Annotated in this window: 7 protein-coding genes; 3 read left to right on the forward strand and 4 right to left on the reverse strand. The window is 71.4% G+C overall.

The window, feature by feature from the left end:
* The first annotated feature begins 25 nt into the window (after nt 1-25).
* The 3 genes from D581_RS0115545 (at nt 26) to D581_RS0115560 (ending at nt 2965) form a co-directional block, all read left to right on the forward strand.
* Complete coding sequence (locus D581_RS0115545) at nt 26-967, forward strand: metal-dependent hydrolase (protein ID WP_026290544.1); 942 nt, start codon at nt 26-28, stop codon at nt 965-967.
* Between the two features lie 3 nt (nt 968-970).
* Nucleotides 971-2053 (forward strand): PDR/VanB family oxidoreductase, encoded by a 1083-nt coding sequence (locus D581_RS0115550; RefSeq protein ID WP_018958144.1) that lies wholly within the window; start codon nt 971-973, stop codon nt 2051-2053.
* Between the two features lie 186 nt (nt 2054-2239).
* The gene (locus tag D581_RS0115560) at nt 2240-2965 is read left to right on the forward strand and encodes a TetR/AcrR family transcriptional regulator (RefSeq protein WP_018958145.1); all 726 of its coding nucleotides are present in this window, start codon (nt 2240-2242) and stop codon (nt 2963-2965) included.
* Nucleotides 2966-2980: 15 nt separating this feature from the next.
* On the opposite strand, the gene D581_RS0115565 is transcribed toward D581_RS0115560, so the two are convergent.
* From D581_RS0115565 to D581_RS0115580, 4 genes are all read right to left on the reverse strand, one after another.
* Entirely contained in the window at nt 2981-3685 is a 705-nt protein-coding gene (locus D581_RS0115565) for a DUF2470 domain-containing protein (protein WP_018958146.1), read from the reverse strand.
* 125 nt (nt 3686-3810) lie between these two features.
* On the reverse strand, nt 3811-6042 hold the full coding sequence (locus tag D581_RS0115570; RefSeq protein WP_051114587.1) for a hypothetical protein: 2232 nt from the start codon (nt 6040-6042) through the stop codon (nt 3811-3813).
* A gap of 180 nt (nt 6043-6222) precedes the next feature.
* Nucleotides 6223-11541: a pullulanase-type alpha-1,6-glucosidase gene (gene pulA / locus D581_RS0115575; protein ID WP_018958148.1), complete on the reverse strand. Its 5319-nt coding sequence runs from the start codon at nt 11539-11541 to the stop codon at nt 6223-6225.
* 183 nt (nt 11542-11724) lie between these two features.
* On the reverse strand, nt 11725-13455 hold the full coding sequence (locus D581_RS0115580; RefSeq protein WP_018958149.1) for a carbohydrate-binding module family 20 domain-containing protein: 1731 nt from the start codon (nt 13453-13455) through the stop codon (nt 11725-11727).
* Nucleotides 13456-13908 lie beyond the last annotated feature (453 nt).

Raw genomic sequence — 13908 nt, forward strand, 5'->3', positions numbered from 1 at the left:
GCGTACCCGTCAGTACATTGACGCCATGTCTAACACGCAGCCAGCGGCGGTCGCGTCGGAGCGGACGCCCCTCAAGGCCCGCAAGGTGTCCTTCGCCTGGGAGAAGACCCCCTTGCACTGGGTGCCGGGCGACCCGTTCACCACACACACCATCAACGTGCTCCACCTGCTGCTCCCGGCCGGGGAGCGCTGGTTCATCCACGTCTATCGCCAGATACTCCCGTACATACACGACGACCGACTGCGCGAGGACGTCATCGGGTTCATCGGCCAGGAGGCCGTGCACTCCCAGGCCCACGACGATGTGCTGCCGCACCTGCGGGAGTTGGGCCTCGATCCGACCCCGTACACCGCGCAGGTCGACTGGTTCTTCGAGAAGCTGCTCGGAGACCGGACGCTGCCGCCGGGGCGGGCCTCGAAGTGGTGGCTGATGGAGCGGGTGGCGACGATCGCGGCGATCGAGCACTACACCGCGTTCCTCGGCGACTGGATCCTCAACGCCGACGCCCTGGACCGCCGGGGAGCGGATCCGACGATGCTCGATCTGCTGCGCTGGCACGGGGCGGAGGAGGTCGAGCACCGGTCGGTGGCCTTCGACGTCTTCCTGCACGTGGACGGCGGCTACCGGCGGCGGGTGCGCACCTGGGCGGCGGCGTTCTCCGCGCTGGTGTTCCTCTGGCAGCGCGGCGCCCGCTTCTTCATGGAGAACGACCCCACGCTGCTGGGCGGCAAGGCCTCGTTCAAGGCGTTCCACGCAAGCGGAAAGCAGGGCACGCTGCCCAGTACGGGCGCGATCCTGCGGTCCGTGCCGAGCTATCTCAGCCGGTCGTACCACCCGTCGCGGGAGGGCAGTACGGCCCAGGCCGTCGACTACCTCGCCCACTCCCCCGCCGCGCTCGCCGCGCTCACCGCCGAGACCGCCACGACCGCCACGACCGCCACGACCGCCACGACGGGAAGGTCCTGAACCATGGCCCTGCCCCGTCTGCGCACCGTCGTGCTCGTCTCCGGCGTCGCCCTGCTCACCCGGCGCGCCCTGAAACGCCGGATCGCCCGGTCCCCGCTGTGGCCGCTGCCCGCCCTGCCCGAGCCGATCTCGGGCCACTCCAAGCGGCGCGCGACCTCGGTGCGTCGGCTGCTGATCACCCGGCGGAGCGAGGTCGCCGACGGTGTCGTCCAGCTCCGGCTGGAGGGGGCCGGTCTGCCGCGCTGGGAACCGGGGGCCCATCTGGACCTGGTGCTGCCGTCCGGCCTGGTGCGGCAGTACTCACTGTGCGGCGACCCGGAGGACACCGGCGCGTACACGGTGGCGGCCCGGCTGGTGGAGGACGGCCGGGGCGGTTCGCGGGAGGTGCACGAGCAGCTCCGGGAGGGCCTGGAGATCGAGGTGCGCGGGCCGCGCAACCGTTTCCCGCTGGCCGAGGCCAGGGCTTACGTCTTCGTCGTCGGCGGCATCGGGATCACCCCGGTATGGCCGATGCTGCGGTCGCTGGCCGCGTCGGGGGCCGACTGGCGGCTGCTGTACGGGGGCCGGTCGCGGGGGTCGATGCCGTTCCTGGCGGAGATCGAGAGGCTCGGCGCGGACGGGGACCGGGTCACGGTCGTCGCCCAGGACGAGGCGGGCCACCCGGACGTCGCGGCGGCGCTCGGCGGTCTCGCCCCGGGCACGGCGGTCTACTGCTGCGGGCCCGAGCCGCTGATGGAAGCCGTGACCGCCGCGCTCCCGGAGGGGCTCCCGCTGCATCTGGAGCGGTTCTCGGCCGCGACGGAGGGCGCGGCGGGCCCGGGTTCCGGGGCGTTCGAGGTGGAGTTGCGGCGCAGCGGGCGCACGGTGCCGGTCGCGGCCGGGCAGTCGGTGCTGGCCGCTGTCCGCACGGCGGCGCCCCATGTCGCGTACTCCTGCGAGCAGGGGTTCTGCGGGACCTGCCAACAGCGGGTCCTGGAGGGCGAGATCGATCACCGGGACGATCTGCTGACCGACGACGAGCGGGGCGACTCGATGCTGATCTGCGTCTCGCGCTGCCGGGGCGGGCGTCTCGTCCTGGACCTCTGAACGGCTACGGCGACGTCACGTACTGACCTCCTTCGGCGCGGCGGCCTACCGGTTCATGTTCGCCGAGCACGGCGATCGCAGCCGGGTCGACATCCACGAACTGGCGACGGAGTGGTTGCTCGGCTCCGTCGGCGGCTGAGGGGAGAGGGAGGGGGCGTACGCGCACACCCCGGATAGGCTGTCCGTATGACGACCGGGGTGCGGCGCAGGATGGGCGTCGACGAGCGCAGACAGCAACTGATCGGCGTCGCGCTGGACTTGTTCAGCCGCCGCTCACCCGAGGAAGTGTCGATCGACGAGATCGCCGCGGCCGCGGGCATCTCCCGTCCGCTGGTGTACCACTACTTCCCCGGGAAGCAGAGCCTGTACGAGGCGGCGCTGCGGCGGGCCGCGGACGAGTTGGCGGCGCGCTTCCTGGAGCCTCCGGAGGGGCCCCTGGGCGCGCGGCTGCTCCGGGTGATGGGGCGGTTCTTCGACTTCGTCGACGAGCACGGCCCCGGCTTCTCGGCGCTGATGCGGGGCGGGCCCGCGGTCGGTTCCTCGACCGCGAACGCCATGATCGACGGGGTGCGGCAGGCCGCGTACGAGCAGATCATCACGCACCTCGGAGTGACCGAACCACCGGCCCGGCTGGAGCTGGTGGTCCGTTCCTGGGTCTCGCTCGCCGAGTCGACGGCGCTGATCTGGCTGGACGGGCGGCGCATCCCGCGCGCCGAGCTGGAGACGCAGCTGGTGCACGACTTCGCGGCGCTCGCCGCGGTCAGCGCCGCGTACGACCAGGAGATGGCGGGCATCGTGCTGCGGGTGCTGTCCCAGGAGCCGGCGGACGGCCCGTTCGGGGAGTTGCTCGCCCGGCTCTCCGCGTTCGCCCCGGACGTGCCCGCCGTGCCCGCGCAGCGGCTGCCGCACTGATTCCCGGGACAGCCCTCAGGCCGGCAGGCCGTTGCGGTGGGAGACGCGACGGGCGGCGGCCAGCAGGGCGTGGATCTGCGGGCCCGCCTGGTCGATCTCGGTGACCGGGCGAGGGAACGGCAGCCGCACGTCCTCGTGGGTGCTGGGGTATTCGAGCCGCAGGGTCACCCCGAAGCGGTCCATCGCCAGCGGCACGGCCCGTGTCATGCCGCGCTCCGGGCGGGGGTGGACGAGGCGCAGGAGCAGGGGGACGAGTTCGGCGTGGTCGTCCACCAGATGGGTGAGCATGCCCGCCTCGCAGGCGGCGATCGGGTCGGTCTCCACCTCTTCGAGCTCCTCCAGGGTGATGAAGGCGCGTCCCTCGGCGTCCTCCAGGACGGCCTGCCCGAACTCCATGCAGGTGCTCTGCTCGGTGTCGGTGGCGTACGGGGCGGCCAGCAGCCCGGTGACCGTGACGCGGGCGCGCAGCCGGTCGCGTACGGGGGTGGGGGCGATGTCCGTGAACTCCAGTCGGGCCGGGACGCGTTCGGCGCTCGGCGCGTGGCCGCCGTCGTTCGGGGCGTGCAGGTGGATATGGCCCATCGCGCCCGTGCCGTCGAGGCGGCGGACTTCGGTGTGCAGTCCGTCGCTGACCACGGTCATGGAGTGGGCGACGGTCAGGATCGACCGGACGCGCTCGGCGCGGGTCGGCTGCGAGGCGCGGGGGCGGGAAAGACGCATCCGAGTTCTCCAGGAAGGGTCAGCGGAACCCAAGCAGCTACTTAGGTATGCCTAACCTTACCCACTTGGCCCAGGTGTGGGTAGTCCGGGGCTCCATCCGTGCACCGGTCCCGTTCACGCCCAGGTCAGAGCTGTAGCTCGGTGCGGAGGGCAGCGGCGAGACCGACCTCCGCGTTGTCCGACTGGCCGCGCTCGAAGGCGCGCTGGTAGGCCTCGTCGCCGACGGCCGCCCGCGCCTGGAGCTCGCACCTCTCGCGGACCGGCCCCAGCTCGGGCGTGCCGCGCTGGGGATGGCCGACCATGCGCCAGTACGCGTGTCCGGTGCCATAGACCCGGGCGGCCTGCGCGCCCGCGCCCTGGGCGGCGATGGCGGCGGCCAGGATGTCCAGCCCCAGCGCGATGCCGAAGCTGTCGCGGAGCCGGTGCTTGCCCGCGAGCATCGACCGGGCGTGCGTGGCGGAGGCTTCGGGGTGACCCTGGAGCAGGGCGATGAGGGCGAGTTGGTAGTCCGCGTAGGAACGGGTCCAGTGTTCGCCGCCGCGTTCGCAGGCCCGGCGCAGTGTGGTGGCGGCTGCCTCGGACTCGGTGAGCCGGCCGAGCGCGGTGAGCGCGAAGACGGTGATGAGGTGGCAGCGCAGCCGGTGGGCCGAGTCCACGGGCACTCCCTCGGTCATCCGCAGGACCCGCCCGGCCGCTTCCAGCGCCGCCTCGGGCTCCCCGTTCATCAGCTGGGTGAGACCGGAGAGATAGGCCGCGCCGAGCATGCCCTCGTCGTCCCGGTCGAACAGCGCGCCGGCCGTGCAGAGCGCGCCGCACTTCTCGGCGGTCGCGAAGTCGCCCTGGAGCAGGGCCGCGACGCCGAGAACCCATTGCAGCCTGGTCCGGCGGGGTCCTTCGACGGGGCCCGCGTCCAGGGCGCGCCGGGCGTAGTTCCGGGCCTCGGTGAGGTGGCCGCAGCAGGCCCAGAAGAAGCCGACGCGGCCCGCCATCTCCTGGGCCCCGCCGACGTCGTGGACGAGCAGGTGTTCCAGGGCGGCGCACAGGTCGAGGTGGGTGTCGGACACCTTGTGGTACCAGGACACCTGGTCCGGGCCGGTCCAGCCGTCGTGGGCGCGGCGGGCGAGGCCGAGGAAGCTTCTCGCGTGCCGGTCGGCGGCGGCGCGGGCCTCGCCCAGCTCGGTGAGCCACATCCGGCCGTACTCGCGGAGGGTGTCGAGCATCCGGTAGCGGTCGCCGTCGCGTTGGACGACACTCTGGGCGACGAGGCCCTGGAGCGCCCGGTCCACCTCGCCCGGGGTGAGCGGGCCGCCCGCGCAGACCTCGCGGGCGACCGCCTCGTCGAAGTCGGTCCGCAGCGGGGTGAGACGGGCCCACAGGAGGCGCTCCAGCGGGGTGCAGAGCTCGTGGGACCAGCCGATGGCCGTGCGCAGGGTGCGGTGGCGGCGGGGCCACACCGTCGCGTCGGCGAGGAGGTCGAGGCGGGCCGTGCCCGCATCCCCTTCGAACCCGACGGCCCCGTCGAACCCGGGTGCGCCGTCCACGCCGGATGCCCCGAAACCGGGGGCTCCGAAACCCGGAGCTTCGAAACCGGGCGCTCCGAAACCGGACGCGAGGGCGAGGCCGCCGCCCCGGCCGGGCGCTCCGAAGCCGGCGCTCCGGGCGTCGAAGCGGCTGCCGATCCGGGTGGCGAGCTGGGCCACGCTGTGCCGGCCGATGCCGGCGGCGGCCAGCTCGATGGCGAGCGGGATGCCTTCGAGGCGGCGGCAGATCTCGGTGGCCGCCGCCTCGTCGCCGGGGGCGTCGAGGCCGGCCCCGGGGTCGGTGGCGCGCAACCGGTCGGCGAAGAGCTGGAGGGCGTCGGGCGCGCCGTCGACCGGGAGCGGCGGCACCTCGACGACGTACTCGCCCCGGGTGCCGAGCGGCTGCCTGCTGGTGACCAGGACGGTCAGGCCGGGCGAGGTGGTCAGGATCTCCGCCAGCAGATGCGAGCAGGCGGCACGGAGGTGTTCGGCGGAGTCGAGGACCAGCAGGAGGCGTTTGTCGCCGAGCCATTCGCAGAGCGCCTCGACGGGCATCCGCAGGGTGTGGTCGGCGAGTCCGACCGCGTCCGAGACGGTGGGGAGCAGCAGCCCGTCGTCGGGGAGCGGGGAGAGGTCGGCCCACCAGGCGCCGTCCGCGTAGCGGTCGGCGGCGGCGCGGGCGGCCCGGAGCGCGAGCCGGGTCTTGCCGACGCCGCCGGGGCCGATCAGGGTGGTCATCCGCCGGATGGTCAACGCGGTTCCCAGGCGAGCCAGTTCGGCCCGCCTCCCGACGAAGCTGCTCGTCTCGTCGGGGAGGTATCCCACCTTGGTCATCATCACCGTCCGGGCGCTGGAGCAGGGTGCGCCGGCGAGCCGACCGCCCCGGGTGGGGCTCCTGCCGCACGCACCGGGCCGGCCCCGCCTCCCCGAGGGGGAGAGCGGGACCGGCCCGGTGAACCAGGACGGCTGTCGCGGCTCCATTGCCGACGTCTGCCGTCACCGTAGTGCTGCCGGAGGTCAGCGCAGCGTGAAGACGGCCGCCGTGCGTCCCGGGACGGTGAAAGTGGCCGATTTCCCGTCGTACCTGGCTCGTTTGACCGTAAGATCCGCGCCCGTGGCCTGGACGGGGTGCAGCGCGTACGTCTTCCCCGCCGGAGCGGCGAGCCGCTGGTCGGCGGTGGTCGGCGCGGCGTTGAGGACGACGACCAGCTCGCCGAGGCGCATGGTGATCACGCCCGGTGTCTCGGCCGTGCCGGAGAGCGGGAAGGACAGGGCGGACTGCACCTGGCCGACGGTGCGCAGGGAGAACTCCTTCTCGGTGGAGCGGATGGTGAGCAGGTCGCGGTAGGCGGCCGAGGCCCCGTCGATCTGCGCGCAGTTCGGCGCGATGGTGCCGGTGGCGGCCAGGAGCGGCTTCGCGTACGCCCACTTGTCCTGGTTGTCGGCGGCGGGCGGCAGGCCCCGGCCGAAGCCGTTGCCGTCGCGGCAGTCCCAGTGCAGGGCGTTGAACCAGTCGCCGCTGTCGTAGGAGTTGCGGTCCAGGGACTTGGAGCGCAGCAGGTCGGTGCCGGCCTGGGAGAGCGAGGGCCCCTGGGAGAGGACGGAGGCGGCCATGGCCACCACCTGGGCCCTGGCCCGTTCGGCTGCCGTCGTGTCGACCGGGAGCTTGAAGGCGAGGGTGTCGAAGAGGGTCTCGTTGTCGTGGGCGTCGGAGTAGGCGAGCGCGTCGCCGGGTGCGGCCGCGTATCCGGCGGGCGCCCCGTTGTAGTCGACCTCGGAGCCCTTGACCGTGCGGCCGGAGGTGTCGGTGAAGGTGTAGTCGGCGAGGTTGCCGGTCAGCCCGACCTTGATCAGGTCCTGGTAGTGCAGCAGCCGGGCCTTCTGCTCGGCGCGGGTGCCGTTGGCCGGGGAGGAGTTGGGGTCGGTGTAGAGGCCGGTGGCGAAGCCCTGGACGCCGGGGTCCTCGTCGAAGGGGCCGCCGCCGCGCACGGCGTCGCGGGCCCGGTCGGAGAAGGTGGCGATGCCGGTGCCGGCCATGTTCTTCTGGGTGGCCTGGACGAAGCGGGCGTCGTCCGCGATCTCGCCGAAGTTCCAGCCCTCGCCGTACAGGATGATCTTCTTGCCGTCGACGCCGTCCTCGGCGAGCGTCAGCCCGTCCAGCGCCTCGCGGACGGCGAGGATGTTGTCCTTGGGGTGGTGGCCCATCAGGTCGAAGCGGAAGCCGTCGACCTTGTACTCCTTCGCCCAGGTGACGATCGAGTCGACGACGAGCTTGCCCATCATGGTGTTCTCGGGCGCGGTGTTGGCGCAGCAGGTGGAGGTGGCGACGGAGCCGTCCTCCAGGAGGCGCTGGTAGTAGCCGGGGACGATTCTGTCGAGGACCGACTTGTCGTCCTGCCCGGAGGCGACGGTGTGGTTGTAGACGACGTCCATGACGGTGCGCAGTCCGGCCTGGTTGAGGCCCTGCACCATCTGCCGGAACTCGACCGTGCGCCGGGTGCCGTCCGGGTCGGAGGCGTAGGAGCCCTCGGGGACGGTGTAGTGGAGCGGGTCGTAGCCCCAGTTGAAGCCGTCCTTGGCGGCGGCCTTGCTCACGCAGGCCTGCTGCTCCTCGGAGTCGGGGGCGTAGACGTGGAGATCGCAGGCGGGCTTCTGCTGGTCCTTCTTCTTCTCCGGGATCGTGCCGATGTCGAAGACGGGCAGCAGGTGGACGTACGAGGTGCCGGAGTCGGCGAGCTTCTTGAGGTGCTTCATGCCCCGGGAGCCGGTGTCGGTGAAGGCGAGGTATTGACCGGGGTGCTTTGCCGTGCGGTCGGTGACGGAGAAGTCGCGGACGTGCAGTTCCTGGATCTGGGCGTCCCGCAGCGGGGTCGCGGCGGGCTTCCTCAGACCGGACCAGCCGCGCGGGGCGAGCTTCGGGTCGGTGAGGTCGACGACGAGGCTGCGGGCGGAGTCGGCGGTCAGGGCCGTGGAGTAGGGGTCGGTGACCTTGTTGGTCACCATCTTCTGGACGGTGGGGGCCCAGACGGTCACGGCGTACCGGTAGGGCTTGCCTCGCCAGTTCTTCTTTCCGGTGACCGACCAGACGCCGGTGCGGTCGTCGCGCTTCATCGGGTGGGTGCGGCCGTCGAGTTCGAGCGAGACGGTCCGGGCGGTGGGGGCCCACACGGAGAGCGTGGGCGTCGACTTGCGGAAGACCGGGCCGAGTTCGGCGGAGGCCGCCTTCTCCCCGTACAGGTCGTCCAGGATCCCGGCGGTCTGTACGCCGGTGGCGGCGAGCAGGGCCCCGTTGGCGGCGCGCTGGGTGGCGACGATCTGGCCGCGCAGGGATGCGCGGACCCGGTCCCGGTCGCGGGCGTCTACGGTGAACGCCGGGTAGTCCCTGAGGTGCGGGTACTTCGCCTTCTGCGCGTCGCTCAGCGCCGACCGCGTGAGCCGCAACCACCGGCCCTCGTCGGAGAGCACCCCGTCGACGACGGAGATACCGCCCTTCTCCGCGTACACGAGCTGCTGGCTGGTGGCGTCGGTGGCCTTCACCTTCCAGACGACGGTGTCCTTGTCGAGCCACTGCGCCTCGGCCTTGGACAGGTCGGGGGCCGCGCCGCCGCCGGTCTGCGGGAGGAGGTAGCCGGGCTTGGAGCCGAGCATCCACACCTCGTGGCCGTAGGTGGCGAGGTCCAGGGACTGGTCGGTGGGCAGGTCCTTGTCGTCGCCCTTGTGCAGGATGTAGCTGAGGGTGGTGGCCCCGTCCACGAGCGGCACCTCGAAGGTGACCCCGTAGGCGTCCTTCTTCACGGGCATCAGCGGCTTGGACCAGTCGGTGGGCTCCTTGGCGCCGGACCAGGTGTGCAGCCCCCAGCCGTCGTAGTTCCCGTCCGGGCGGTGGTAGTTGAGGACCGCCTTGCCGGTGTCCTGCGGCGGGGCCTCGGGGGCTTCGGCCCGCTGCCCGTCCTTGCCCTGCTCGATCCAGACCTGACCGGTCACGCCGAGGTCGACGGTCCGCCGCGGACCGTCCGCTGTGCCGTTCTTCTCGACGGTGTACGGGACGGAGTCGGTGCCCTTCTCCAGGTCGAGCCAGGCGAACGCCCCGTAGGCGTCCCGGCCGATGAACTCGGCGGTCTTCCCGCCGGACTTCAGCTGCCAGCCCTCGTAGTCGCCGTCGGGGCGCTGGTAGTGGACGACCGCCCGGTCGCGCTCGACGGCGACGGGCTTCGGCTTTGGCGGGGTCGCTCCCGCGGTGGTCGCGGCGAGGGCACTGGAGGTGCGGCCCGCCCGGTCGACGACGACGGCCTTGTAGCGCAGCGGCGTTCCCGCCTTCACCGTCTCGTCGAGGTACTGGGTGACCTTGTACGGGGCGTGGTCGGCCGAACCGAGCGTCTCCCACTTCCCGTCGCCCACCTGGGCGGCGAAGACGACCCGGTTGAGCTGTCCGCCGTCCACGTCGGCGGTGATCCCGACGGTGCCGGTGGCGCCGGCGGCCGGGGCCTTCAGCGCGATCGTGGGCTTGGCAGCGGGTGCGTCCACGGTCCGGTCCGCCTTCAGCACGATGCTGGAGAGCGCGGGCACGGTGACGGTGACCTTCTTGTCCTTTCCGCTGCGGCCCGAGCCGGAACCGCCGTACAGGGTACGGAAGTTCATGTCGGCTGACTCGGTGGCGAGCCGGACCTTCCGCGGGCTCGTGCCGTTGTTGGAGGCGACGAGGTACTCGTGGGGCCGCTCGGTATCGATGCGCGAGGTGGCGTACACCGAGCCTTCCGCGAACCGCTCGATCTGGGTGCCGTCGCGCAGTGCCGGGTGGGCCTTGGTGAGCTTGGACAGGGCGGCGATGGAGCGGTAGACCGGGTGCTTCGTGTCGTACGCGTCCGAGGCGTGCGTGCGGTCGGTGCCGAGCTGGTCGTCGTCGAGGTAATCGGCGGTCTTCGACGCGAAGAGCGTCTGGCGGGAGTCCTTGTCGCCGCCGGCTCCGGTGAAGCCCTGCTCGTCGCCGTAGTAGATCACCGGGTTGCCCCGGCCGAGGAACATCAGCTCGTTGGCGAGCCGGGCCCGCTTCAGCAGTTCGGCGTCGTCGGCCTTCGGGTTGTCCTGCTTCAGGAAGGTCCCGATACGGCCCATGTCGTGGTTGCCGAGGAAGGTGACCTGCTCGTAGGCGTTGGCCTTGTCGGTGGTGTAGCGGTAGTCGTTCCCGTACACGGAGGCGAGCCGGTCGGCGGGCGCGCCCTGGGAGGCGAACTGCCGGGCGGCGTCCTGGAACGGGAAGTCCAGCGTGGAGTCCAGGCGGCCCCGGGTGACGTACGGGGAGGTCACCTCGGTGTCGGCGGAGTAGACCTCGCCGAACATGAAGAAGTCGTCCCGGCCGCGCTTCGCGGCGTACGCGTCGAGCGCGGTGGCCCACTGGGTCCAGAAGTCCAGGTCGACGTGTTTGACGGTGTCGATGCGGAAGCCGTCGATGTCGAAGTCGCGGACCCACTTCTCGTAGATCTCCGCCATGCCCTTCACGACCTCGGGACGCTCGGTCCACAGGTCGTCGAGCCCGGAGAAGTCGCCGTACTCGTTGGACTCGCCGGCCCACGTCGAGTCGCCCCGGTTGTGGTACATCGTCGGGTCGTTGAGCCAGGAGGGGACCTTCTCGCCGGTACCGGGCGTCTGCACCGGGGTGTACGGGAAGGAGTCCCGGTCCACCTTCTCGACGCCGTCGCGGTCGTCGAAGGGGCGGCCGTCCTCGTCGAGGTAGGGGAAGGCGCCCTTGGGCTGGTAGCCGTAGGCCTTCTCCGCGTAGTCGACGGTGTCGGCGGTGTGATTGGTGATGACGTCGAAGAAGACCTTCATGCCCTTGGCGTGGGCCTTGTCGATCAGCCGCTCCAGGTCGGCGTTGGTGCCGAAGTGCGGGTCGACCTGGGTGAAGTCGGTGATCCAGTAGCCGTGGTAGCCCGCCGAGGCGTCCTTGCCGGTGCCCTGCACGGGCCGGTTCTTGAAGATCGGCGCCATCCAGATGGCGGTGGTGCCGAGCTCCTTGATGTAGTCGAGTTTCCGGGTGAGGCCCTTGAGGTCGCCGCCCTGGTAGAACCCCTTGTCGGTGGGGTCGTAGCCGTGCTCCAGCCGCGAACCGGTCAGCCCGCCCCGGTCGTTGGAGGCGTCGCCGTTGGCGAACCGGTCGGGCAGCACGAAGTAGAACTGCTCGCGCGTGAGGTCGTGCCGGTCCGCCTCACGGGCGAGTTTCGCGTCCGATGGCGGGGCCGGCGGCCGGGGCGACGCGGCGGCGGTGGCCGCCGGGACGACGGGCAGCAGCGCCGCGCACAGGGCGGCCACCGCCCATCGTCCGAGGGTGGTTCGGGACACGGAGGGTGCTCCTTGGGGCTTGATCGGTAGGTCGAGCGGGGGCCCGAGCAAGGGGTCGCTCGGCCCCAGCGATGGGTCGAGCAAGGGGTCGAGCGATGGGTCGAGCAAGGGGTCGCTCAGAGGGTCGCTCAGGAGGGGAAGCGGGCCGGTGGCAGTGTCACCGGCCCGCTGGGGGTTCGGGTGTCAGCCGCGCCAGACGTCGGCGGTCAGCGTGACCTTCCCGGAGGCCGGGACGGTGGCGGTGCGGTTGACGCCGCTCTCCCAGGTGACGTTGCCGGACGCGTCCTTGCGGACGTACTTGTAGGCGAACGTGGTCCCGGCGGGCAGGTTCACGTCCAGCTTCCACACGGGGTACGCCGCCGGGTCGAGCTTCGGCGCGCTCGCCGGGTTCCAGTTGCCGAGGGCGGCCTGGTCGCCGGTGACGTGGATGTTCTGGCCGGGCTGGGTGGTGGCGTTGACGCCGAAGGAGGCGCCGGAGGTGCCGTTGCCGGGGTCCGGGTCGGGGTTCGTGCCGCCTCCTCCGCAGGTACGGGCACCGGTGTGCAGGGCGACGGCGGTGCCGGCCGGGACGGTGGCGGTGAACTGGCCGGAGCCGTTGACCTGGACGCCCTTGCCGGACTGCACGTCGCAGTAGTCGCCGGCGGGCAGCGAGGTCTGGAAGGTCCGGTTCAGCGCGGAGCCCTCGTGGTTGATGGCGACGTACGCCTTGTTCCCCCGGCCGAAGGCGATCTGGTCGCCGCCGTTGTCCCACCAGTTGGTGACTCCCTGGCCGCGCGCGGTGTTGCGGAAGCCGACCATGGAGGAGATCTCGCGCCAGGCGTGCTGGCACTTCCAGCCGTCGCTGTAGCAGGCGTTCACCTGGCCGCCGTTCGGCGGTCCCGCGTCGTGGTCGCTGAACTCGTAGCCGGAGTGGACGTCCGGGGAGCCGTAGGGCCAGGCCAGCATGAAGACACTGGCCAGGGTGTAGGCGGACCCGTTCTTGTAGTTGAGGGTGTCGCCGCCGCGCTCGGTGTCGTGGTTGTCGACGAAGACGGCGGACTTGCCGGACTCCATGAAGCCCCAGCCCTCGCCGAAGTTCTTCAGGTGGGCGAGGTTCTCGTTGAGGAAGACCTGCTTGAGGCTCCGCCCGTACCGGAACTCCTGGACGTCTCCGCTGCCGAGGTACTCGGAGGGCGAGACGGCCTCACCGGCCCCGAAGATCGCCTCGTGCTTCCAGTAGACGTTCGGGTTGGTCAGCCGGGACTTGATGTTGGCGAGGTCGCCGGCGGGCATGTGCTTGGCGGCGTCGATCCGGAAGCCGTCGACGCCGAGCGAGAGCAGGTCGTTGAGGTAGCCGGCGATCCTGCCGCGTACGTAGTCCTCACCGGTGTCCAGGTCGGCGAGGCCGACCAGCTCGCAGTTCTGGACGTTGCCTCGGTCGTTGTAGTTGTTGATCGGGGACCGGCAGTCGTCCATGTCGTTGCCGGAGTAGAGGCCCGGGTAGTCGTACTTGGAGTACGCGGAGCCTCCGGTGCCGGTGCCGTTGCCCGCCGACATGTGGTTGATGACCGAGTCAGCGATGACCTTGACGCCGGCCGCGTGACACGTGTTCACCATGGCGGAGAAGGCGGACCGGTCGCCGAGCCGGCCGGCGATCCGGTAGCTGACGGGCTGGTAGGAGGTCCACCACTGGCCGCCCTGGATGTGCTCCTGCGGCGGCGAGACCTGGACGTAGCCGTAGCCCGCCGGACCGAGGGTGTCCGTGCAGGCCTTGGCTATGGAGGTGAACTTCCACTCGAACATCACGGCGGTGACGTCCTTGTCGCCCGGGGCGGCGGCCTGCGCGGTGCCTGCGGCGCCGAATCCGGTGGGGACGACGAGGGCGGCGGCGCCGGCCACGAGGGCGAGCGCGGCAGACAGGGATCTGCGTGCCATGTCTTTCCTCCTGCGGGTGGGGGAAGCGGGGATGACGGTGCAGCCTCAGTCGGCAACGCGCCGTGCCCTCAAGGCTCCTGAAGGTTCTTGCTGCAAGAATGCAAACCTTGCCGCGGAGCAGACCGTACGAGCCCACCCGTCACCGGTCAACCCTTTGGACATCCCCCGCCCACATCCGCGAAACAGCGGAGTTTCCTTCCCGACTTCCTCGCGATTTCTCGCTGCAAGGTCTTTCGCAAGATATTGCGAGCCTGTTACGTTTTCTCCCGACTCCGGTCCGGTCGGCCGGGGGATCCGGCACCGCTGCACGCCGTCGGACCCCACACGCCCGGCCGGCCGGGCCGGTCACGGCAAGAGAGGCACCCGGAGTCGCTGCAACTCCCCGCCGGCCCGTCTTGGGCCGACTCCTGGTGCCTCTCCTGTACGTGTCCGTGTCTGCGGGAGCCCGTCCCG

Source organism: Streptomyces sp. CNB091 (genome assembly GCF_000377965.1).